Origin of the sequence: Xylanimonas allomyrinae, from assembly GCF_004135345.1 — a bacterium.
GTDB lineage: Bacteria > Actinomycetota > Actinomycetes > Actinomycetales > Cellulomonadaceae > Xylanimonas > Xylanimonas allomyrinae.
On sequence record NZ_CP035495.1, the window covers coordinates 3,461,800 to 3,482,848 of the forward strand.

At 72.9% G+C, this 21,049-nt stretch carries 22 protein-coding genes and 1 tRNA gene; 14 read left to right on the forward strand and 9 right to left on the reverse strand.

Going from position 1 to position 21,049, the window contains the following annotated elements; genetic code table 11:
- Positions 1-6: 6 nt before the first annotated feature.
- From ET495_RS15625 to ET495_RS15640, 4 genes are read left to right on the forward strand one after another with little or no spacing between them, the layout of a single operon-like run.
- On the forward strand, positions 7-945 hold the full coding sequence (locus ET495_RS15625) for an acyl-CoA thioesterase (RefSeq protein WP_129205552.1): 939 nt from the start codon (positions 7-9) through the stop codon (positions 943-945).
- Positions 942-3,314: a bifunctional salicylyl-CoA 5-hydroxylase/oxidoreductase gene (locus ET495_RS15630; protein WP_129205553.1), complete on the forward strand. Its 2,373-nt coding sequence runs from the start codon at positions 942-944 to the stop codon at positions 3,312-3,314. Before ET495_RS15625 ends, ET495_RS15630 begins: the two co-directional genes overlap by 4 nt.
- Positions 3,311-3,796: an acyl-CoA thioesterase gene (locus ET495_RS15635; RefSeq protein WP_129205554.1), complete on the forward strand. Its 486-nt coding sequence runs from the start codon at positions 3,311-3,313 to the stop codon at positions 3,794-3,796. The genes ET495_RS15630 and ET495_RS15635 overlap by 4 nt, the downstream gene beginning before the upstream one ends.
- Positions 3,793-4,647 (forward strand): PaaX family transcriptional regulator, encoded by an 855-nt coding sequence (locus ET495_RS15640; RefSeq protein WP_129205555.1) that lies wholly within the window; start codon positions 3,793-3,795, stop codon positions 4,645-4,647. Before ET495_RS15635 ends, ET495_RS15640 begins: the two co-directional genes overlap by 4 nt.
- Positions 4,648-4,699: 52 nt before the next feature.
- On the opposite strand, the gene ET495_RS15645 is transcribed toward ET495_RS15640, so the two are convergent.
- Positions 4,700-5,800, reverse strand: coding sequence for an LLM class flavin-dependent oxidoreductase (locus ET495_RS15645; protein ID WP_129205556.1), 1,101 nt, complete (start codon positions 5,798-5,800; stop codon positions 4,700-4,702).
- A gap of 36 nt (positions 5,801-5,836) precedes the next feature.
- Positions 5,837-6,313, reverse strand: a complete 477-nt coding sequence (locus ET495_RS15650) for a flavin reductase family protein (protein ID WP_129205557.1) — start codon at positions 6,311-6,313, stop codon at positions 5,837-5,839.
- Between the two features lie 162 nt (positions 6,314-6,475).
- Here ET495_RS15650 and ET495_RS15655 point away from each other — a divergent pair, with 162 nt between their 5' ends.
- From ET495_RS15655 to ET495_RS15670, 5 genes are all read left to right on the forward strand, one after another.
- A complete protein-coding gene (locus tag ET495_RS15655; RefSeq protein ID WP_162616512.1) occupies positions 6,476-7,435 on the forward strand; it encodes an AraC family transcriptional regulator in 960 nt (319 codons plus the stop codon).
- 118 nt (positions 7,436-7,553) lie between these two features.
- On the forward strand, positions 7,554-8,324 hold the full coding sequence (locus ET495_RS15660) for a cyclase family protein (protein ID WP_129205559.1): 771 nt from the start codon (positions 7,554-7,556) through the stop codon (positions 8,322-8,324).
- A gap of 66 nt (positions 8,325-8,390) precedes the next feature.
- On the forward strand, positions 8,391-9,281 hold the full coding sequence (locus ET495_RS18990) for a hypothetical protein (protein WP_245993136.1): 891 nt from the start codon (positions 8,391-8,393) through the stop codon (positions 9,279-9,281).
- A 485-nt stretch (positions 9,282-9,766) separates the two neighbouring features.
- A complete protein-coding gene (locus ET495_RS18995; RefSeq protein ID WP_245993496.1) occupies positions 9,767-10,567 on the forward strand; it encodes a thiamine pyrophosphate-dependent enzyme in 801 nt (266 codons plus the stop codon).
- Positions 10,564-12,204, forward strand: coding sequence for an indolepyruvate oxidoreductase subunit beta family protein (locus ET495_RS15670; RefSeq protein WP_129205560.1), 1,641 nt, complete (start codon positions 10,564-10,566; stop codon positions 12,202-12,204). Before ET495_RS18995 ends, ET495_RS15670 begins: the two co-directional genes overlap by 4 nt.
- 22 nt (positions 12,205-12,226) lie before the next feature.
- Here the strand turns inward: ET495_RS15670 and ET495_RS15675 are convergent, their stop codons facing one another.
- The 7 genes from ET495_RS15675 to ET495_RS15705 all read right to left on the reverse strand — a co-directional run bounded on the left by ET495_RS15675 (position 12,227) and on the right by ET495_RS15705 (position 18,101).
- Entirely contained in the window at positions 12,227-13,213 is a 987-nt protein-coding gene (locus tag ET495_RS15675; protein ID WP_129205561.1) for a L,D-transpeptidase family protein, read from the reverse strand.
- Between the two features lie 130 nt (positions 13,214-13,343).
- Positions 13,344-14,378, reverse strand: coding sequence for an adenosine deaminase (locus tag ET495_RS15680; RefSeq protein ID WP_129205562.1), 1,035 nt, complete (start codon positions 14,376-14,378; stop codon positions 13,344-13,346).
- Between the two features lie 25 nt (positions 14,379-14,403).
- Complete coding sequence (locus ET495_RS15685; RefSeq protein ID WP_245993497.1) at positions 14,404-14,958, reverse strand: response regulator; 555 nt, start codon at positions 14,956-14,958, stop codon at positions 14,404-14,406.
- A 98-nt stretch (positions 14,959-15,056) separates the two neighbouring features.
- Positions 15,057-16,208, reverse strand: coding sequence for a sensor histidine kinase (locus ET495_RS15690; protein WP_425471155.1), 1,152 nt, complete (start codon positions 16,206-16,208; stop codon positions 15,057-15,059).
- Positions 16,166-16,330, reverse strand: a complete 165-nt coding sequence (locus tag ET495_RS19785) for a hypothetical protein (protein WP_162616513.1) — start codon at positions 16,328-16,330, stop codon at positions 16,166-16,168. Before ET495_RS19785 ends, ET495_RS15690 begins: the two co-directional genes overlap by 43 nt.
- Before the next feature lie 11 nt (positions 16,331-16,341).
- Positions 16,342-17,199, reverse strand: coding sequence for an ABC transporter permease (locus tag ET495_RS15700; protein ID WP_129205563.1), 858 nt, complete (start codon positions 17,197-17,199; stop codon positions 16,342-16,344).
- The gene (locus ET495_RS15705; RefSeq protein ID WP_129205564.1) at positions 17,196-18,101 is read right to left on the reverse strand and encodes an ABC transporter ATP-binding protein; all 906 of its coding nucleotides are present in this window, start codon (positions 18,099-18,101) and stop codon (positions 17,196-17,198) included. Before ET495_RS15705 ends, ET495_RS15700 begins: the two co-directional genes overlap by 4 nt.
- Positions 18,102-18,338: 237 nt before the next feature.
- On the opposite strand from ET495_RS15705, the gene ET495_RS15710 reads away from it, so the two are divergent.
- The 5 genes from ET495_RS15710 (at position 18,339) to rplA (ending at position 20,964) form a co-directional block, all read left to right on the forward strand.
- A tRNA-Trp gene (locus ET495_RS15710) sits at positions 18,339-18,414 on the forward strand.
- A 93-nt stretch (positions 18,415-18,507) separates the two neighbouring features.
- Positions 18,508-18,762 (forward strand): preprotein translocase subunit SecE, encoded by a 255-nt coding sequence (gene secE / locus ET495_RS15715; protein ID WP_129205565.1) that lies wholly within the window; start codon positions 18,508-18,510, stop codon positions 18,760-18,762.
- A gap of 51 nt (positions 18,763-18,813) precedes the next feature.
- Positions 18,814-19,620, forward strand: a complete 807-nt coding sequence (gene nusG, locus ET495_RS15720) for a transcription termination/antitermination protein NusG (RefSeq protein ID WP_129205566.1) — start codon at positions 18,814-18,816, stop codon at positions 19,618-19,620.
- A gap of 98 nt (positions 19,621-19,718) precedes the next feature.
- Entirely contained in the window at positions 19,719-20,150 is a 432-nt protein-coding gene (gene rplK / locus ET495_RS15725; protein ID WP_129205567.1) for a 50S ribosomal protein L11, read from the forward strand.
- 97 nt (positions 20,151-20,247) lie between these two features.
- Positions 20,248-20,964, forward strand: coding sequence for a 50S ribosomal protein L1 (gene rplA, locus ET495_RS15730; RefSeq protein ID WP_129205568.1), 717 nt, complete (start codon positions 20,248-20,250; stop codon positions 20,962-20,964).
- Positions 20,965-21,049 lie beyond the last annotated feature (85 nt).

The window sequence follows — 21,049 nt, forward strand, 5'->3', positions numbered from 1 at the left end:
GACCGGATGCCCACCCCTGAACCCGCCCGCGCGCCCACGTCCGCGACCCTCACCGACGTCCTCGCGCTCACGCCCGTCGACGCCGAGATCTTCGACGCCGCGTTCACCGCGACCACGGGCCCGTGCCCCTGGCCCAAGGCCTACGGCGGCGACATGGTCGCCCAGGCCCTGGTCGCCGCCATCCGCACGGTCACCGACGGGAAGTCCGTCCACTCGGCGCACTCCTACTTCCTGCGGCCCGTCGACATCGGCGCCGAGGTCCGCTACGAGGTCGAGGTGCTGCGCGACGGACGCGGCTTCTCGACCCGGCAGGTACGCGCCTTCCAGCGCGGCAAGCCCGTCTACGCATGCCTGGCGAGCTTCGCCGCCGGCGAGCCGGGGGGCTCCTACCAGGCCGCCGTGCCCGACGGCGTCCCGGCCCCCGCCGGCCTGCCGTCGTCGGCCGCGTACCTCGCCGGGCGCGACGGCGGCACCCTCGCGGCGGACGCGAGGGAGTACTGGGCGGGGGGCCGCAGCCTCGACCTGCGGCACGTGCCGGGCCCGCTGTACCTCACGGTCGACGGCGGACGCACGCCGCACCAGGCGGTCTGGGTCGCCCCGTTCGACCCGCTGCGGCCCGTCGCAGGGCTCACGGCCGCGCAGCGCGACACCGCCGCGCTCGCCTACGCCTGCGACTACACGATCCTCGAGCCCGCGCTGCGCGTGCTCGGGCTGGCGTGGGCGGACGCGGGGCTGGCCACCGCCAGCCTCGACCACGCCATGTGGTTCCACCGGCCCGTCACGCTCGACGGATGGCTGCTCTACGCCCAGGAGGCGTGGTCGGTGGCCGACGGTCGCGGAAGCGCGACCGGCCACTTCTTCACCGCCGACGGCGTCCTGGTGGCGACCGTCGTCCAGGAAGGTCTGATCCGGGCCGCCGCGCCCGCGAAGGGAGACGTGTCATGAAGATCGCGATCGTGGGTGGCGGCCCCGGAGGCCTGTACTTCGCCACCCTCATGAAGACGCTCGACCCCGCCCACGAGATCACGGTCTGGGAGCGCAACGCCCCCGACGACACCTTCGGGTTCGGCGTCGTGTTCTCCGACGAGACGCTCGGCAGCATCGACGGTGCCGACCGCGTCATCCACGAGCGCATGGAGGAGCGCTTCGCCCGGTGGAGCGACATCGACATCCAGTTCGGGGAGCACACCTTCACGGTCGGCGGGCAGGGCTTCGCCGCGATGTCGCGCCACGAGCTGCTGGAGATCCTCCAGCGGCGTGCCCTGGAGCTCGGCATCGCCGTCCACTTCCGCACCCTGGCGCCCGACCTGGCCGAGCTCCAGTCCTCCTACGACCTGGTCCTGGCGTCCGACGGCCTGCACTCGGGCGTCCGCACGGCGCTCGCCGAGCACTTCCGCCCGTCGCTGGACCGCCGGCCCAACAAGTACATCTGGTTCGGCACCGACCTGGTGTTCGAGGCGTTCCAGTTCTTCATCAAGCAGACCCCGTGGGGCACGATGCAGATCCACGGCTACCCGTACTCGGCCGAGGGCTCGACGTTCATCGTCGAGATGCACGAGGACGTGTGGCGCCGGGCGGGGTTCGACAAGACCGAGGGCGACAGCTTCCCGCCCGGCGTCTCCGACCAGTACGCCGTCGAGCGCATCGCGGACCTCTTCGCCGACGAGCTGCGCGGCCATGCGATCCTCACCAACAACTCCAAGTGGATCAACTTCCACACCGTGCGCAACGAGAGCTGGTACCACGAGAACGTGGTGCTGCTGGGCGACAGCGCGCACACCGCGCACTTCTCGATCGGCTCGGGAACCAAGCTCGCCATGGAGGACGCGCTCGCGCTGGCCGCCTGCCTGCACGAGCACCCGACGCTCGAGAGCGCGCTCGAGGCGTACCAGACCGAGCGCAAGCCCGTGGTCGAGTCGACGCAGCGTGCGGCGCAGGCCTCGCTCGAGTGGTTCGAGAACATCGGCCTGTACGCGGGGCAGGACCCGTCGGAGTTCGTGTTCAACCTGCTCACGCGCTCCCGCCGCATCACCTTCGAGAACCTCAAGGACCGTGACGTCGAGTTCGCCACGCGGATCGAGTCGGCGTTCGCGCGCCGCCACGACGGCGACGAGTCGGCACCCGCGATGTTCCAGCCGGTGCGCATCGGCCCGCTCGAGCTCAAGAACCGGGTCGTGCTCTCACCCATGGACATGTACTCGGCCACCGACGGGCTGATCGGCGACTTCCACCTCGTCCACCTCGGGTCCAAGGCGCTCGGGGGCGCCGGCCTGGTGATGACCGAGATGACGTGCGTGTCGCCCGAGGGCCGCATCACGCCCGGGTGCCCGGGGCTGTGGACGGACGCCCAGGGCGCGGCGTGGCGGTCGGTGACGTCGTTCGTCCACGACCGGTCGACGGCGAAGATCGGCGTCCAGCTCGGCCACTCGGGCCGCAAGGGGTCGACCAAGCTCATGTGGGACGGCATCGACGAGCCGCTCGACGACGGCAACTGGGAGGTCATCGGCCCCTCGGCGCTGCCGTACGGCGAGGGCTGCCACGTCCCGCGCGAGGCCACGCGCGCCGACCTCGACCGGGTCGTCGCCGACTTCGCCGCGGCGGCGCGCCGTGCGGTCGACGCCGGGTTCGACCTCGTCGAGGTGCATGCCGCGCACGGCTACCTGCTCAGCTCGTTCCTGTCTCCCGTGGCCAACCAGCGCGACGACGAGTACGGGGGCAGCCTGGAGAACCGGCTGCGCTTCCCGGTCGAGGTGTTCCGGGCCGTCCGCGCCGCCGTGCCCGTCCACATCCCGGTGACGGTCCGCATCTCTGCCACCGACTGGGTCCCCGACGGGACCACGGCCGACGACGCCGTCGAGATCGCCCGCGCCTTCATCGGGGCCGGGGCGGCCGCCATCGACGTCTCGACCGGCCAGGTCACCAAGGACGAGCGACCGGCGTTCGGCCGGTCCTACCAGACGCCGTTCGCCGACCGGATCCGCCACGAGGTGGCCGCACCCGCGGGGGTCGCCGTCATCGCCGTCGGCGCCATCTCGTCGTACGACGACGTCAACTCGATCCTGCTCGCGGGCCGCGCCGACCTGTGCGCGCTGGGCCGCACGCATCTGCACGACCCGAGCTGGACGCTGCACGCGGCGGCCGACCAGGCGTACGTGGGTGACGCCGCCGACTGGCCGGTGCCGTGGCGGGCGGGCAGCCGCAAGCCGCCGACGTCGCGGACGGACAAGGTGCCGCCGCGCCTGCAGCTCCTGCTGGACGGGGCGCAGTCCGTCCCGCACCTGCGGTGGCAGGCCGGTGTTACGGTTCCTGCGTGACTCTGCAACCACTGGCCGTCGGTATCTCCCGAGCCCGAGTGGAGTGGGTCGACACGGATGCCTCCGGCATCTATCACAACAGCACCGTGACCCGGCTGGTCGAGTCCGCCGAGTCGTGTCTCATGATCGAGCGCGGCCTGCCGGACTACTTCCCGTCGAGCCCGCGCGTGCGGTTCGAGGTCGACTTCGAGTCGCCGCTGTTCTTCACGCAGGCCGTCACGACGTCGGTCCGGCTCATGCGCATCGGTGCCTCCTCGATGGACTGGGAGTTCGAGGTGTGGGGCGAGGAGTTCGATGGCCGGCCCCGTCGGCGCGCGGCGCGCGGGCGGTACGTGACCGTCCACGTCGGCGTCGGGCGCCGCCCCGGCAGCGACGGCGGGAGCGTGCCCTGGCCGCCGGAGTGGCGCGCGGCGCTGACGGGCTCGGACGGGTCGCACGGTGCGGCGGGCGAGGCCCCCGGTCGTGCCGGCTCCGCGCGATGACGGTGACCCAGACGCCGCGCAGCGGGACCGAGGTCTACCGGACCCGCAAGTCGCGCAGCAGCGTCGTGACGTTCCTGGGCGCCGTCGTGCGCCCGCTGGGCGGGTGGACGCCGATCGCGGGCGCCGTCGAGCTGCTCGCGCAGTGCGGGCTGGACGACCCGAGCGTGCGCACGGCGATCCACCGGCTCAAGCGCAAGGACTGGCTCGCGTCGCAGTCGCGCGACGGCGTGCGCGGCTACGCGCTCACCGAGGCGGCGTCGGCGACCCTGGCGGCGGGCGACGAGGTCATCTGGCACCCGCGCACCCCGCCCGACCTCGCCGACGGGTGGTGCATCGTCAACTTCAGCGTGCCCGAGGCCAAGCGCGCGCTGCGCCACCAGCTCCGGTCGCACCTGGCCGCGCGCGGCTTCGGCAACATCGGCACCGCCGTGTGGATCGCGCCGGCCCGGATGCGGGCGGCCGCGGCGAGTGCGATCACCGACCTCGGCCTCGAGTCGTTCGCGACGATCTTCACGGGCGACTACCACGGCCCCCAGGACCTGACCGCCCTGGTCTACGAGAGCTGGGACCTGGCCGCGGTCGAGGCGGACTACCGCGTGTTCGCGGGCGAGTACGCCGCCGTGGCCGACGACGTCGAGCGAGCGGCGCCGTCGGGCGCCGAGGCGTTCGCCCAGTACCTGCGCGTCATCGACGACTGGCGCCGGCTGCCGTTCCGCGATCCCGGGCTGCCCCGCGAGGTGCTCGCGGCCGACTGGCCGGGACCGGCCGCCGCGCGCGTGCTCGAGCGGCTCGTGTCGGTGCTCGAGGCGCCGGCGCTCGCGCACGCTGCCGCGTACTGGCCGCGCACCTGAGCCTCGGCCGACGGCGGCCCGCGCCGCCGTCGGCCGAGGCCCGAGGCCGCGGTCAGGCGCCCTCGGGGCGCAGGCCCTTCTTCGCCAGGCGCGGCATGACCTCCTCGGCGAAGTACTCGAGCTCGCTCACGTAGTCGACGAACGCCATCGTGATGCCGCCGAAGCCCGCCCTCGCGAACTTCTCGATCTCGTCGGCGACGTCGTCGGGCGACCCGATGAGCGGGCAGGTGCCGTGGCCGGCCGCGAACCGGGTGCGGTAGTTCTCCAGCAGGTCCTTGCTGAACGACTGCGCGTGCAGGCCCTGGAGCGTCATGAGGTTGTCGACGGCGTCCCAGTCGGCGTTCTCGACGGCGTAGTAGTGCAGGTACTCCTCGGCCTCCTTGCGGGTGGGGCGGCACACGACGTGCGTCGGGGTGAGCACCCCGGCGTCGCGGCCCAGCGCGGCCGAGGCGGCCTTGACCTCCTGGACGACGGCGGCGCCGTCCTCGGGGCCGCTGACGATGGTGAAGACGAAGTCGGCGTTGCGGGCCGCGTACGCCTTGCCCTGCGGGGAGGAGCCCGCGTTGAGGACGGGCAGGCGCCGGGCGGCCGGCTTGGGCACCGACTCGATGCCCTCGAGGTCCCAGAACCGTCCCTTGAGGTCGTAGCGGCCGTCGCGCGACCACAGCGTGTTGATGACGTCGATCCACTCCTGGGCCAGCGCGTAGCGCGAGTCGTGGTCCTGCGGCAGGTCGACGCCCATGGCGACGTACTCGGGCTGGTTCCAGCCGGCGACGACGTTGATGCCGATGCGGCCCGGGGCGACCTGGTCGATGGTCGCGAGCTGCTTGGCGGTGACGGCCGGGTGGTTGTAGGCGGCGTGGATCGTGCAGAACGCGTTGAGCCGCTCCGTGTTGGCCAGGATCGCGGTGGCCCACGGGATCGGCTCGAGCACGCTCTCGTGGAAGTTGGTCGTGCCGCCGTAGCCGATCCAGCGCGCGATGGGGAGCATGAAGTCGATGCCCGTCCGGTCGGCGAGCTTGGCGAGGCGCAGGTTGTCCTCCCACGACGCCGACCAGCGCTCCGGGATCGTGGTGACGGCGAGGCCGCCCGAGCAGTTCGCCGAGAACAGGCCGAGCCGGAAGTGGTTCGACTCGAGAATGGGGATGCTCATGTCGTGTCTCTCCTGGGGTTGGGCAACAGCGGCTGGTCAGCGCTGGATTGTCATGGGCGTGTGGTGGGACGCGGTCATCGTGACGACCTGCCCGATGAGGTAGACGTGGTCTCCGACGTCGAACGTGTCGGCGATGCGGCACTCGAGCCGTAGCGGGACGTCGCAGGCGAGCAGGGGGATGCCGTCGAGGCCCGGCATCGTGTCGAGGCCGTCGAACCTGTCGGACCCCGAGGCGGCGAATCGCGTGACGAGGTCCGTCTGGTGGCCGGCCATGACGTGGACGGCGTATCCGGTGACGGCGACCCACTCGTCGAACCGGCTCGATCTCTTGTCGATGCACCAGCCGACGAGTGCCGGGTCGAGCGAGGCGGCGTGGAAGCTGTTGGCCGTCTTGCCGAGCGGGCGACCGTCGCCGCAGGCGGTGATGATCGTGACGCCCGTGGGCCACCGGGCGAGCTGGCTGCGAAGTGACGTGGGCGTCACGTCGACTGTGCTGGCAGTCACACTTGTCATGCACACCGATGGTCGGCGCCCGGGCGGGTGCCTTCTATCCGCTCGCGTGCAGCGGCTATCCACAAGGCGCGAATATTGCAGTACCGTGACGATCGTCGACCCTTAGACACGTGCCGCGAGGTGCGAGGTGCACGACGACCGACAGGGGGGCTGATGGCCCGGGTGGCGACGCCGTTGGGATCGCACGGCGTCCTGCACACCAGCGATATCGATGCCGCCCGCGAGTCGATCGCCGCGTCGCTGGCGCCGCACTCGCTGTGGGTGCGGCGCGGCGGCGACGGGTTCATGGCGCTGCACAACGCCGCCACCCTCGAGCGGATCAGCCTGCACTACATCGACTACCACGCCGAGGTCGAGGTGGCCACGGAACGCCTCGACTTCTGCCTCGTGCAGATCCCGCTGAACGGGCTGACGACGGTCCAGGCCGGGGCGAGCCTCGTGAGCGTCGGCCCGCGCAGCGCGGCCGTCACGAGCCCCGGCGAGGCGGTCCGCATGCGGTACTCCGCGGGCAACCCGCGCCTGCTCGTGCAGGTCGCGACCGACCTGCTGCGCGAGCGGATCGCCCTCGCCGCCGAGAGCGGCGTCGTCGTGCCGCGCTGGAGCGGCAGGAGCTTCGACCTGCGCAGCGGCGTCGGCCGCACCTGGCGCAGCCTCGTGGGTCTCGTCGTCGCCGACCTGGAGCGCGACGACGGGATGAACGGCTCGCCCCTGACGGCCCGGTCGCTCCAGCTCGCGCTCATCGACGGGCTCGTCGCGGCGCTCGCCTCTCCGCACGCGCCGGGCACCGACGTCTCGGCCTCCGAGCAGCTCGTCAGGCGCGCCGCGCGCCTGATCGAGGACCACTGCGCCGAGCCGCTGCGGACCCTGGACATCGCGGAGGCGGTCGGCGTCTCGATCCGCACGCTGCAGGCCGGGTTCCGCACCCATCTGCGGACCACGCCGATGGCGCACCTGCGCCGCGCGCGCCTGCACCGCGTGCGCGAGTCGCTCGTCGACGGCAGCGCGACATCGGTCGCCGAGGCGGCGCACCGCTGGGGCGTCAGCCACCTCGGCCGGTTGTCCGGCGACTACCGCGCGGAGTTCGGGGAGTCCCCGAGCGAGACGATCCAGCGCCTGGGCTGAGCGGCCGGCGGCGTATTCCGGCTGACAGCCGCGCAATACGGATAGAGCAGCCCCGGCGCCGCCACCTAGGTTCTGACGCCAACACGTGATCACCCTCACGCACGAGGAAAGGCTCACCATGTCCGCCATCGGCACCCTGCTGACCGCTCTCGCCGCCGGCGAGGCCGAGATCGTCGACCTCACCGCGCCGCTGTCGCCCTCGACCCCGATCCTCCAGCTCCCCGCGCCCTTCGCGAACACCATCCCGCTGTCCCTGGAGGTCGTCAGCAACTTCGACGAGGCCGGGCCGGCCTGGAGCTGGAACAACCTCCACCTGGGTGAGCACACCGGCACCCACCTCGACGCCCCCGTCCACTGGGCGACGGGCCGCGACGGCTACTCCGTCGACGCCATCCCGCCCTCGCGCCTCGTCGGCCCCGCCGTCGTGCTCGACGTGACGGCCGAGGCCGCCAGCAACCCCGACTTCGTGCTCGAGCCGGAGCACCTCGACGCGGTGGTCGCAGAGCGCGGGCCGCTGCCCGACGGCGCGTGGCTGGTGCTGCGCACCGGCTGGAGCGCGTACAACAAGGACGCCGCCGCCTTCGCGAACGCCGACGAGAACGGCCCGCACACGCCGGGCGTCTCCCCGGCCGGCGCGCGGTGGCTCGCCGCGTCCCCGATCACGGGCTTCGCGGTCGAGACGGTGGGCATCGACGCCGGCCAGGCGGGCGGCATGGAGCCCCCGTTCCCGGCCCACCACTACCTCCTCGGCGCCGGCAAGTTCGGGCTCACGCAGCTGCAGAACGTCGACCGGCTCCCGGCGACGGGCGCCGTCATCGTCGCGGCGCCGCTGCCGATCGTCGGCGGTACCGGGTCGCCGGCGCGCGCGCTGGCGATCGTCCCGGCCTGAGCGGTCGCGCACGACCCGACCGCCCCGACGACAACCCCGGTCCGAACAGCACAGGAAGGAGCACCGGTGGCCGAGCGCTCGTTCGCGCACGAGGTGCGCAAGCTCCGCATGGGCGAGGGAGGCACCTTCTCCGGCGAGGGGATCCTCGCGGTGACCAAGGCCCTGCTCCAGTCCGGGGTGGCCTACGTCGGCGGGTACCAGGGGGCCCCGATCTCCCACCTGATGGACGTGCTGGGGGACGCGCACGAGATCCTCGACGAGCTCGGCGTCTACTTCGAGAACAACGCGTCGGAGGCGACAGCCGCCGCGATGCTCGCGGCGTCGGTCAACTACCCGCTGCGCGGTGCCGTCACCTTCAAGTCGACGGTCGGGACCAACGTCGCCTCCGACGCGCTGGCCAACCTGTCCAGCGGCGGGGTCACGGGCGGCGCGCTGGTCATCGTGGGCGAAGACTACGGCGAGGGCTCCAGCATCATGCAGGAGCGCTCGCACGCCTTCGCCATGAAGTCGCAGATGTGGCTGCTCGACCCGCGGCCCAACATCGACGCGATCGTCAGGGCCGTCGAGGCGGGGTTCGAGCTGTCGGAGGCGAGCAGCACCCCCGTGATGCTCCAGCTCCGCCTGCGCTCGTGCCACCTGTACGGCAGCTTCACCGCCAAGGACAACGTCCGCCCGCCCGTGACGGTCAAGGACGCCGTCGAGAACCCGACGCGCCGGCTCGACCGCATCGTGCTGCCCCCGCGAGCTTCCAGCACGAGAAGGAGAAGGTCGAGGACCGCTGGCCGGCCGCCGTCGAGTACATCACTGGCCACGGCCTCAACGAGGTGCTCGGGGCCGGCACCAGCGACGTCGGGATCATCGTGCAGGGCGGCGTCTACAACACGCTCAACCGCGCCATGGAGCTGCTCGGCGTCTCGGACGCCTACGGCAACGCCCAGGTGCCGACGTACGTCATGAACGTCACCTACCCGGTGGTGGACTCGGAGATCCTGGACTTCGTCGCGGACAAGCGGGCCGTGCTGCTCGTGGAGGAGGGGCAGCCCGACTACATCGAGCAGAACCTCAACGCGATCCTGCGGCGCGCCGGCTCCGAGGTCGCGCTGCACGGCAAGGACCTGCTGCCGGTCGCGGGGGAGTACACCGCGACCGTCGTGACCCAGGGGCTGCACGCGTTCCTCAGCAGGTACGTCCCCGGGGCCGCCACGGACCGCCCCGCCCTGCTGCTGCCGCACGGCGACCCGCGCAGCCCGTTCGCGCCGCGCGTCGACGCCGGCGTCGTCCGTGGCCGCCCGCCCGGCCTGTGCACCGGGTGCCCCGAGCGGCCCATCTTCTCGGCGCTCAAGCTCGCGGAGAGACAGATCGGCAAGCAGCACCACGTCAGCGCCGACATCGGCTGCCACCTGTTCGCCATCAACGAGCCGTTCAACCTCGGGGCCACCACGATGGGCTACGGCCTCGGCTCGGCCGGGGCCGCCGCACTCAACTCCCACGACGCCGACCGCCGCACCGTCGCCGTCATGGGCGACGGCGGCTTCTGGCACAACGGCCTGACGAGCGGTGTCGGCAACGCCGTCTTCAACCAGAACGACCAGGTCCTGCTCGTCGTCGACAACGCGTACAGCGCGGCGACCGGCGGTCAGGACCTGCTCTCCTCGCGGGCCGACAGCATGCTCCGCTCGACCAAGCACCCCATCGAGAAGGCCGTGCGCGGCATCGGCGTCACGTGGGCGAAGACGGTCACCGACACCTACAAGATCGGCGCCCTGCGCGACCTGCTCGTCACGGCCCTGACCACCAGGACCCCCGGGCCCAAGGTCGTCGTCGCGCAGAGCGAGTGCCAGCTCAACCGGCAGCGGCGCGTCAAACCGCAGCGCGCCCAGGCGATCAAGGCGGGCCGGCGCGTCGTCACCGAACGGTTCGGTGTCGACGCCGAGACCTGCACGGGCGACCACGCCTGCATCCGCGTCTCGGGCTGCCCGTCGCTGTCGATCAAGGCCAACCCCGACCCGATGCGGACCGACCCCGTGGCGACCGTGCTCGACTCGTGCGTCGGCTGCGGCGTCTGCGGCGCCAACGCCCACGCGGCGTCCCTGTGCCCGTCGTTCTACCGCAGCGACCTGGTGTTCAACCCGACGCGGCGCGACAGGCTGCTCGCCCGCTGGCGCGCGGTGTGGATCGGCGCCCTGTCACGCGGCGTGGAACGCCGGGCCGCCCGACTCGAACCCGCCGAGGTGAACCGATGAGCAGCTGGAGCACGGGCCGCAGGCCCCTCACGATCGCGATCCTCGCCATGGGCGGCGAGGGCGGCGGCGTCCTCGCCGACTGGATCGTCGCCGTCGGGGAGCGCGCGGGGTACCACGCGCAGAACACCTCGGTCGCGGGCGTCGCCCAGCGCACCGGGGCGACCGTCTACTACGTCGAGCTGTACCCGGGCGGCCAGGCAGGACCGGAGGACACCCGCAGCGAGCCGGTGCTGAGCCTGTTCCCCACGCCCGGGGAGGTCGACGTCGTCATCGCCTCCGAGCTCATGGAGGCCGGGCGGGCGATCCAGAGAGGCTTCGCCACCCCGGACCGCACGACGCTCATCGCCTCGACCCACCGCGTCTACTCGATGGACGAGAAGCTTGCCCTCGGTGACGGCCGCGTCGACAGCAACACGCTGCTCGAAGCCGCGCACGGCGGGGCGAAGCGCCTCATCGCGGCAGACTTCATGGCGCTCGCCCTCGAGGCGCGCAGCGTGATCAGCGCCTCGCTGTTCGGTGCGCTGGCCGGCTCGGGCGCGCTGCCGTTCGACAGGGCGGGCTTCGAGGACGCGATCCGGGCCAGCGGGAAGGGCGTCGACGCCTCGCTGGCCGCCTTCGCCGCAGGCCTGGACGCCGCGCAGCGCCCCGCACCGCGCCCCCTCCCGGCGGAAGGCCGCGGCACCGGACCCGTGCCCGTGACCATCGGCCGCAGCCGGCCCGTGGACGCCACCGAGGCGGCGGCCGCCGCGGCCGCCGAGCGGCGCGCGGAGCAGGCCGTGCGCGACCCGGCCTCGCTCGTCGGCCCGGGCCTGCAGGACGCGGCCGCCCGGGTCGCCGCCGACTTCCCCGCCCCCGCGCGCTCGATGCTGCTGCACGGCGTCGTACGCACCGCCGTCCACCAGGACACGCGCTACACCGACACCTACCTTGACCGTGTCGCACGGTTCGTCGCCCTCGAACGGCCCGACGGCCCGGCCCGGCTGACCACCGAGGCCGCCCGCCACGTGGCGCTGTGGATGTGCTATCAGGACACCATCCACGTCGCGCAGCAGAAGATCCGCCGCCGCCGCCTCGACGCCGTGCGCGCCGAGGCCAAGGCGGCACCCGGGCAGCTCCTGAACGTGCGCGAGTACCTGCACCCGCAGCTCGACGAGATCGCCGACACCCTCCCGACGGCGATCGGCCGGCGCGTGGCCGCGTCCGCCGGGCTCGGCCGCGCCATCGGCCGGGTCACCCGCGACGGCATGGTCGTCAACACCACCGGCGTCGTCGGCTTCACGATGCTGTGGGCCATGGCCAGGTTCCGGCCGCTGCGGCCCCGGTCGCTGCGCTTCGGGCGCGAGCAGGCCGCCATCGAGTCCTGGATCACGCAGGCGCTCGCCGCGGCCGCGGTCGACTACGACCTCGCCTGCGAGATCGTCGAGTGCCAGCGCGTGCTCAAGGGGTACGGAGCCACGCACCGGCACGGCACGGAGAGCTTCGCGACGCTCCTGGAGGTCGCCGCGGATCTCGTCGGCGATCCGGGAGCTGCCCCGACCCTGGCCCGCCTGCGCGACGCCGCGCTCGCCGACGAGGACGGTGCCGCGCTCCGTCAGGCGCGCGCCGCGCTCGACGGCGGTGTCGCGCGGGCCGGCTGAGCGAGGCGGTCCCGCACGTCCGTCAGTACACGAGCACCGGCGTCCCGATCGGCATGCCCCATGAGTCCCACAGCCAGTTCATCGCCCCGTTGGAGACCCGCACGCACCCGTGCGACGCGGGGTACGGCGGGATCGACCCCGAGCCGTGGACGGCGATGCCGCCCGAGAAGTACTTGGGCCGCCACATGTCGCCCAGCTCGAGCGTCGAGCTGTGCATGCCGTTGTCCTGGCTGTAGACCTGGAACGAGCCGCGCGGCGTGTGCGCGACGAACTGACCACCCTTGGCCTCGAACGGCTTGCCGTTGCCGGACGACGCGTTGATGACCTTGGTGACGTGGCCGCCGTCGACGGCCAGCAGGATCTGCCGCTCCAGGTCGATCTCGACGACGTGGCCGGACGTCGAACGCGGCGTGGGCCGGTATCCGGCGTCGAGCGCGGCCTGCGTCTGCGGGCCGATGACGCCGTCGCGGCCGAGGCCGGCCGCCTTCTGGAAGGCCCACACGGCCTGGCGGGTGCTCGAGCCGTAGACACCGTCGGGGTCCACGAGGCCGTAGCCGAGCTCCTGGAGCCGCTGCTGCAGCGCGAGCACCTCGGGGCCGGTGGACCCGTGCGTGACGTACTGCGGCGCGGGCGGCTCCGTGGGCTCGGGCGTCTCGGCCGGTGGCGGCGTGACGGGAGGCGTCGCCTCCGGGGTCGGTGCGTCCGCGGCGGGAACCTCGGGCGTCGCCTCCGGCTCGGGCGTCGGTGTCGGTGTCGGTGTCGGCGTCGACGGCGGTGTGCTCGTGCCGGGCGTCGCCCGGGTCGATGCCGTGGGAGCCGGCGACGACGTGGCCGACGGCGACCCCGCAGACGACGCCGCACCCGCAGGGCTCGCCTCACCGGGCCAGGCGCACCCGGCCGGGACTGCCACGAGCCCTGCCGCGAGCCCTGCCACGAGTGCGCGGCGGAGCGGGACGCGGGCGCGCCTGTGTCCCGTGCGGGGCCCCGTGCCGGCCGTGCCGTGCGTCATGGATCGTCCTCCCGTGCCATGTCTGAGGTTCAGATGGTGCGCCCACTCTCTCTCACGCACGCGCAACCACCCACGTGGTGCGCCGATCGTCACGCACTCGTGATGTCGGCCGGCCCGGGCCGGCCGCGACTCACCCGACCGTTCCCCCCTCGGCCCCGAGCCAGGCGTCGACCCCCGCCAGCATGCGCACCTTGCTGGCGGGAGTCGCGCGGCTCGCCCGGATCGAGGCGCGCGCCAGATCCGCGAGCTCGGCGTCGTCGAACCCGTGGACGGTGCGCGCGGCCTCGTACTGGTCGACGAGCCGCGACCCGAACAGCAGCGGGTCGTCCGCACCGAGCGCCACCTCGGCGCCCGCGTCCACGAGCGCACGCAGGGGCACCGCGGCCGTGTCCGCATACACCCCGAGCCCCACGTTCGACGCCGGGCAGACCTCGAGGGCGACCCCGCGCGCTACCAGCCTGGCAAGCACTGCCGGATCCTCGCTGGCGCGCACGCCGTGCCCCAGGCGATCGGGCAGCAGCATCTCGGCCACCGTGCCCACGTGCTCGGGCCCGAGCAGCTCACCGCCGTGCGGCACCGACGCCAGGCCCGCGTCGCGCGCGATGCGGAACGCGTGCGCGAACGCCTCGGTGTCTCCCGACCGCTCGTCGTTGCTCAGCCCGAACCCGACCACCTCGCCCGGCCCGTGCCCCGCGTACCGGGCGGCAAGCCGCGCGAGCGTGCGCGCGTCCAGGGGGTGGCGCATGCGGCTTGCCGCGACGACGACGGCGACCTCCAGGCCGTGCGCGGCGCTCGCAGTCCTCGCGGCATCGAGCACGATCTCGACCGCGGGCGTGATCCCGCCGACGAACTGCGCGTACGACGTCGGGTCGACCTGGAGCTCCAGGCGCACCGACCCCTCGGCGGCGTCGGCGGCCGCGGCCTCGTCGACGATGCGACGCATGTCGGCCTCCGAGCGCACGCACGCGCGCGCGGCGTCGTACAGGCGCTGGAACCGGAACCAGCCGCGCTGCGTCGCCGGGACGCGCAGCGGGTCGCCGTCGAGCAGAGCCGACGGCAGGCGCATGCCGCGCTCGTCCGCGATCGCGCGCAGCGTGGGCACGCTCATCGACCCCGTGAAGTGCAGGTGCAGGTGGGCCTTGGGCAGCCGGGTGAGGTCGCGCACGGGGGCAGTCTCGCACCCAGGCGCGCTACGCCAGCCAGCCGCGGCGCCGCGCTTCGGTCACCGCGCCTGTCCGGTCGTCCACCCCGAGCTTGGCGAACGTGCGCAGCAGGTGGGTCTTGACCGTCGCCTCGCCGATGAACAGCGCGCGGCCCACCTCGGCGTTGGAGCGCCCCTCGGCGACGAGCGCGAGCACCTGCGCCTCGCGCGCGGTCGGCCGTTCGGCGGTGCTGCGCATCGAGCCCACCAGGCGGGTCGCGACCGTCGGAGCGAGCACCGTCTGCCCCTGGGCGGCCGCGCGCACGCCCCGCACCAGCGTGTCGCGCGGCGTGTCCTTGAGCAGGTAGCCCGTGGCCCCGGCCTCGACCGCACGCAGGATGTCTGCGTCGGTGTCGTAGGTGGTCAGCACCAGCACGCGCGGGCCGGTGCCGGCGATCCGCGCGGTCGCGCCCACGCCGTCGAGCACCGGCATGCGCAGGTCCATGAGCACGACGTCGGGGGTCAGCGAGGCCGCGAGCGCCACCGCGACCTCGCCGTCCCCGGCCTCGCCGACCACCTCCAGGTCGGGCTCCCCGGCGAGCATCCCCACGAGCCCCGAGCGCACCACGGGGTGGTCGTCGACCACCAGCACGCGCACGACGGCGCCTGCCGCACCCTCGCCGGCTCCGCCCGCGGCGCCGGTCACGACGCGCTCCGCGCCGGCAGCCGCACGTGCACGGCCGTCCCGCCGTCCTCGCGCGGCCCGACGTCGAGAGACCCGCCACCGGCGGTGACCCGTTCGCGCATGCCCCGCAGCCCGAACCCCTCGGCGACGTCGTCGTCGATGCCGCGCCCGTCGTCGATCACGTCGAGCTCGACGGGCCGGCCCCCGCCGCCGCGCAACGTCACCCGCACGGAGGCGGCGCCCGCGTGGCGGCGCACGTTGGCCAGGGCTTCCTGGGCGGCGCGCAGCAGCACGACCTCCTCGGCCGGTTCGAGCGCGCCCACGTCGTCGGCGCTCACGGTGGCGCGCGCGCCCGTCTCGGCGGCCCAGCGGCCGGCCAGGCGGCGCAGCGCGTCCGTGAGCGTCGCACCCTGGAGCGGCACGGGCGCGAAGGCCGCGACGAGGCCGCGCGCCTCGGCGAGGTTGTCGCGCGCCGTGGTCTCCATGGTCGCCAGGCGCTCGCGGACGGACCCGTCGTCGCCCCGGTCGAGCGCCGCCCCGGCGGCCTGGGCCTGCATGACGACGCTCGTGAAGCCCTGGGCGAGGGTGTCGTGGATCTCGCGGGCCAGGCGCTCACGCTCGGCCACCACGCCCGCGGCGTGCTGCGTCGCGGCGAGCTCCGCCTGCGCGGCCCGTAGGCGGTCGACGAGCCGGGCGTTCTCCTCCGACTGCCGCATCGTGAACGCCACCCACAGGCCGAGCGCGACGACGAACACGAACGTCACACCCATCTGCGGGGCGGCCTGGGCGAGCGCGGCGTCCTCCCAGCCGGCCGATCCCCAGATCCCGAGCGTGGTCCCGACGACGAGCGCCGTGACCACCACGATGCCGTCGCGCAGGGAGTCGGTCAGCATCCAGGCGTGCGCGAACGCCATGAACAGCAGCGAGACGGCGACGTCGCCCTGCGTGACGGCTCCGGTCGTCGCGACGACCACGACCGCCAGGTAGGCCAGCGCGCGCGCCCGGTCGCGGGTACGCGCCGCCCGCGCCCCCACCAGCGCGTACGCCAGGGCGATGACGGCGACGCACACGAGCTGGACGGCCAGGGCGCGCCCGCGGCTCCCGGCGAGCAGCAGCGAGAGCACGGTCAGCGCGAGCACCGCGTAGGCCGCCACGTCCCACCACAGCACGATGCGGTCCCACGCCCAGGGGTCGCGGGGGCCGTCCGTCGCGACGGCGTCGCCGACCGGCACCGTGCCCTGCTCAGCCGTGCCCTGCTCAGCCGTGCCCTGCTCAGCCGTGCCCTGCTCAACCGTGCCCTGCTCAGCAGTCGTCACGCCGCCTCCAGCGGAACGTGCGCAGCCCCACCGCGAGACCCACAACCAGCCATACGACCAGTACAACAGCGGTGGCGCCGTGCTGCCACGAGCCGTCCGGTTCGAGCGCGAGCGCGGCGTCGGGCAGGAACACCGAGCGCATGCCCTGCGCCATCCACTTGAGCGGGAACACCTCGGCCACCTGGCGCAGCCACGCGGGGAGCTGGTCGAGCATGAAGAACACGCCCGAGATGAACTGCAGGACCAGCACGACGGGCGTCACGACGGCGGTCGCCGAGCGGCCCGAGCGCGGCAGCGACGAGAACGCGACGCCGCACACCGTCCCCGTGGCCGCCCCGAGCAGCAGCACCCAGGCGAAGGTCCACCAGCGGCCGGGGTCGTCGGGCAGCGGCACGTCGTAGACGAGCGTCGCGACGGCCAGCAGCGCGGCCACCTGCACCACGGTGACCGTGAGGATCTGCGCGATCTTCCCCAGGAAGTACGCGGCTGCCGGTGCGGGCGTGGCGCGCAGCCGCTTGAGCGTGCCGTCGTCGCGCTCGACGGCGATGGCGATGGCCAGCGACTGGAAGCTCGACAGCATGACGCCCGTGGCGACCATGCCGGGCAGGAAGTACTGCGCGAACCCGACGGCGCGCCCCGCCTCGTCGGTGATGCCGACGGGGTCGCTGCCGAACACCGTGGCGAAGATGACCAGCATGATCACGGGGTAGGCGAGGATGAAGACGACCGCGTCGCGCTCGCGCAGGAAGGTACGCAGCTCGACCCCCGCGCGGACGCGCGCGAGCGTGAGCAGGCCCGGCAGGCGTGCGGTGTCGACCGTGGCGGGCGCCGCGGTGGCGGTCATGACGGCTCCTTCGGGGTGATGAGGTCGAGGTAGACGTCCTCGAGGCTCGGCCGGGTCACGGTCAGCCCGGGGACCTCGCCGGCGGGCGCGTTCGCGGCCAGGCGCGCGACCAGCGCCGTCGGCGTCGTCGTGCGTTCCTCGCGCGGGCGTCCGTCGTCGAGCCACCGCACCACGGGGGTGCGTGCCTGGGGTCCGCCGAGGTTCTCGGGCGTGCCGAGCGCGACCACCTTCCCGTCGCGCACGACGGCGGCGCGGTCGGCGAGCGCGGCGGCCTCGTCGAGATAGTGCGTCGTGAGCAGGATCGTGGTGCCGTCGTCGCGCAGCGAGCGCACCAGCGCCCAGAACGCCCGGCGCGCCTCGGGGTCGAACCCGGTGGTCGGCTCGTCGAGGAAGAGCAGCTCGGGGCGGCCGACGATGCCGAGCGCGACGTCGAGTCGTCGTCGCTGCCCGCCGGACAGCGCCCGCACGCGCGCGCGCTCCTTCTCGCCGAGCCCCACGGCCGCGATCACCTCGGCGGGGTCGCGTGGCGCGGGGTAGTAGCGGGCGGTGGCGCGGACCGTCTCCGCGACGGTCAGCTCGGACAGGTCGCGCGAGTCCTGCGCGACGACGCCGACGCGGGCGCGCCACGCGCGGCCCGCCGTGGCCGGGTCCTGGCCGAGCACGCGCACCTCGCCGCCGTCGCGTGTGCGGAAGCCTTCGAGGATCTCGACCGTGGTGGTCTTGCCCGCCCCGTTGGGGCCGAGGACGGCGAAGATCTCCCCGTGGACGACGTCGAGGTCGAGGCCGTCGAGCGCCTGCGTGGCGCCGTAGCGTTTGCGCAGGCCGCGCACCCGGACGGCGGGCGCGGTGCGGGGCGGCCGCGTCCCGGGCTGGACGGCTGGGGCCGTGTGCGTGCTGGTCATGCACCTAGCATCGCCGCCAGGGAGCACGTCGCGCGACGCCCCGACGGCGGGTTCCGGGGTCCACCGAACGGTGGACGACGACGGCGCGGGCCCTCCGGCGGCCGAGCGCGGGCGGCGCGGTGGCGGCGGGAGGTGGTTCGACCCAGGCGCTCTCGTCGCGTACAGTTGTCCCTCGGTGGTTGACGGCCGCCATGCTGGTCCGCGCCCACGCGGCGCGGCGATGGCCGTCGGTCTCAAAGGGTAGTGGCGCAATTGGCAGCGCAGCGGTCTCCAAAACCGCAGGTTGCAGGTTCGAGTCCTGTCTACCCTGCCAGGGGTCCCCGCGGCCTCGGTACGCCAGGTGTCAGTGCCGTTCAGCGCCGCCGGCAGGTGGCGCGAACGCTGTCGGAAGATCGAGGTTGGACGAGTGAGCGAGTCGACCGGAGCCGTTCAGGCAGGTGGAGCCAAGGAGCGCGATCACCGCGATCGCAAGGGTCTCTTTGCGCGTATCGCCCTTTTCGTGCGCCAGGTCGTCGCCGAGCTCAAGAAGGTCGTCTCCCCGACACGCCAGGAGCTTCTGACCTACACGGGCGTCGTGCTCGTGTTCGTGGTGATCGTCATGGCCTTCGTGGGGGTTCTGGACTTCCTCATCGGCAAGGGCGTCTTCGCTCTGCTCGGCTGAGCGACCACACCTCCAGCAACACCCATCGAGTAGTCGAAAGCAGGTTCGTTCGTGTCCCAGGAGCCTCTGGACCAGGAGAACGTCGACGCCGTCGAGCCCGCGGAGGGCACGGAGGCGGAGCTCGACGCGCCCGAGGACGCGACCGACGAGAACGCGACCGACGAGAACGTGATCGAGGACGCGACCGACGAGGACGCGACGGGCGAGGACGCGACGGGCGAGGACGCTCCCGCGGAGCCCGCCGACGAGGCCGACCCGGCCGAGGAGTTCAAGCGCACGCTGCGTTCCCAGATGGGTGACTGGTACGTCATCCACTCCTACGCGGGCTACGAGAACCGTGTGAAGGCCAACCTGGAGAACCGCATCCAGAGCCTGAACATGGAGGACTACATCTTCCAGATCGAGGTCCCCATGGAGGAGGTGACCGAGATCAAGAACGCGCAGAAGAAGATCGTCCGCCGCGTGCGCATCCCCGGTTACGTCCTCGTCCGCATGGACCTCACCGACGAGTCGTGGGGCGCCGTACGGCACACGCCCGGCGTCACGGGCTTCGTGGGCCACACGCACCAGCCGGTGCCGCTGACTCTCGACGAGGTCTTCTCGATGCTCGCCCCGACGATGCTCGAGGCGCCGTCCGCGGGCAAGCCCGCCGCCGGCGCGGCGAAGGCCAAGGCCGCCACCGTCGTCGTCGACTTCGAGGTCGGCGAGTCGGTCACGGTCACCGACGGCCCGTTCGACACGCTGCCCGCCACGATCTCCGAGATCAACATCGAGGCCCAGAAGCTCAAGGTCCTCGTCTCCATCTTCGGCCGGGAGACCCCGGTCGAGCTGTCGTTCAACCAGGTCGCCAAGATCTGACGGCACGACGGCGCCGATAGCCCGCGGGAGACCGCGGGCTTCGGCATGCAACCGGTTCATCGCCCACGGCGTCGGACCACGAACAGGAAGGAAGGCGCATGCCTCCCAAGAAGAAGGTCGCCGGCCTCATCAAGCTCCAGATCAACGCCGGTGCGGCCACGCCCGCCCCGCCGATCGGCCCCGCGCTCGGTCAGCACGGCGTGAACATCATGGAGTTCTGCAAGGCGTACAACGCGGCCACCGAGTCGCAGCGCGGCAACGTCGTCCCCGTCGAGATCACCGTGTACGAGGACCGCTCGTTCACGTTCATCACGAAGACGCCGCCGGCCGCCGAGCTGATCAAGAAGGCCGCGGGCGTCGCCAAGGGCTCCGCCACGCCGCACACGGTCAAGGTCGCCTCGCTCACCGCGGACCAGGTCCGCGAGATCGCGCAGACCAAGCTCGAGGACCTCAACGCGAACGACATCGAGGCTGCGATGAAGATCGTCGCGGGCACGGCGCGCTCGATGGGCATCACCACCGAGCTCTGAGCCCGTCCCGGTGGTCGCGCCCGTCGTGACCACCTCAGGTAACACCCACTGTGGCAGGGCCGTCGGGCCCGCTACGACCACTCAAGGAGAAGCCATCATGGCGAAGCACAGCAAGGCCTACCGGGCCGCTGCCGAGAAGATCGACCGCGACGCGCTCTACGCCCCGCTCGACGCGGTGCGCCTGGCCAAGGAGACGTCGACGACCAAGTACGACGCCACCGTCGAGGTCGCGTTCCGTCTCGGTGTCGACCCGCGCAAGGCGGACCAGATGGTCCGCGGCACGGTCAACCTGCCGCACGGCACGGGCAAGACCGCTCGCGTCCTGGTGTTCGCGAACGGCCCGAAGGCCGCCGAGGCCGAGGCCGCCGGTGCCGACATCGTCGGTGGCGACGAGCTCATCGAGCGCGTGGCCGCGGGCTTCACGGACTTCGACTCGGCCGTCGCGACCCCGGACCTCATGGGCAAGGTCGGTCGTCTGGGCAAGGTGCTGGGCCCGCGCGGCCTCATGCCGAACCCGAAGACCGGCACGGTCACGATGGACGTCACCAAGGCCGTGACGGAGATCAAGGGCGGCAAGATCGAGTTCCGCGTCGACAAGCACGCGAACCTCCACTTCATCATCGGCAAGGTCTCGTTCGACGAGAAGCAGCTGGTGGAGAACTACGCCGCGGCGCTCGACGAGGTCCTGCGTCTCAAGCCGTCGACGTCGAAGGGCCGCTACATCACCAAGGCGACCGTCGCGACGACGATGGGCCCGGGCATCCCGGTCGACCCGTCGCGCACGACCAAGCTCACCGAGGAGACCGCCGCCTGAGGCGGACCACCTCTCGACGAAGGCCCGTGCCGTCCGGCGCGGGCCTTCGTCGTTCCCGGGGCGCCGTGTATCAGCGCGGGCCCGC

Bases quoted from the DNA above. Each gene is read 5' to 3' on its own strand.
- ET495_RS15705 (WP_129205564.1), bottom strand. From the start codon at position 18,101: ATGACCAGCACGCACACGGCCCCAGCCGTCCAGCCCGGGACGCGGCCG.
- ET495_RS15685 (WP_245993497.1), bottom strand. From the start codon at position 14,958: ATGCTCGCCGGGGAGCCCGACCTGGAGGTGGTCGGCGAGGCCGGGGAC.
- rplA (WP_129205568.1), top strand. From the start codon at position 20,248: ATGGCGAAGCACAGCAAGGCCTACCGGGCCGCTGCCGAGAAGATCGAC.
- ET495_RS15645 (WP_129205556.1), bottom strand. From the start codon at position 5,800: ATGAGCATCCCCATTCTCGAGTCGAACCACTTCCGGCTCGGCCTGTTC.
- ET495_RS15640 (WP_129205555.1), top strand. From the start codon at position 3,793: ATGACGGTGACCCAGACGCCGCGCAGCGGGACCGAGGTCTACCGGACC.
- ET495_RS15650 (WP_129205557.1), bottom strand. From the start codon at position 6,313: ATGACAAGTGTGACTGCCAGCACAGTCGACGTGACGCCCACGTCACTT.
- ET495_RS18995 (WP_245993496.1), top strand. From the start codon at position 9,767: ATGGGCTACGGCCTCGGCTCGGCCGGGGCCGCCGCACTCAACTCCCAC.
- ET495_RS15660 (WP_129205559.1), top strand. From the start codon at position 7,554: ATGTCCGCCATCGGCACCCTGCTGACCGCTCTCGCCGCCGGCGAGGCC.
- ET495_RS15670 (WP_129205560.1), top strand. From the start codon at position 10,564: ATGAGCAGCTGGAGCACGGGCCGCAGGCCCCTCACGATCGCGATCCTC.
- rplK (WP_129205567.1), top strand. From the start codon at position 19,719: ATGCCTCCCAAGAAGAAGGTCGCCGGCCTCATCAAGCTCCAGATCAAC.
- ET495_RS15630 (WP_129205553.1), top strand. From the start codon at position 942: ATGAAGATCGCGATCGTGGGTGGCGGCCCCGGAGGCCTGTACTTCGCC.
- ET495_RS15700 (WP_129205563.1), bottom strand. From the start codon at position 17,199: ATGACCGCCACCGCGGCGCCCGCCACGGTCGACACCGCACGCCTGCCG.
- ET495_RS15625 (WP_129205552.1), top strand. From the start codon at position 7: ATGCCCACCCCTGAACCCGCCCGCGCGCCCACGTCCGCGACCCTCACC.
- ET495_RS15675 (WP_129205561.1), bottom strand. From the start codon at position 13,213: ATGACGCACGGCACGGCCGGCACGGGGCCCCGCACGGGACACAGGCGC.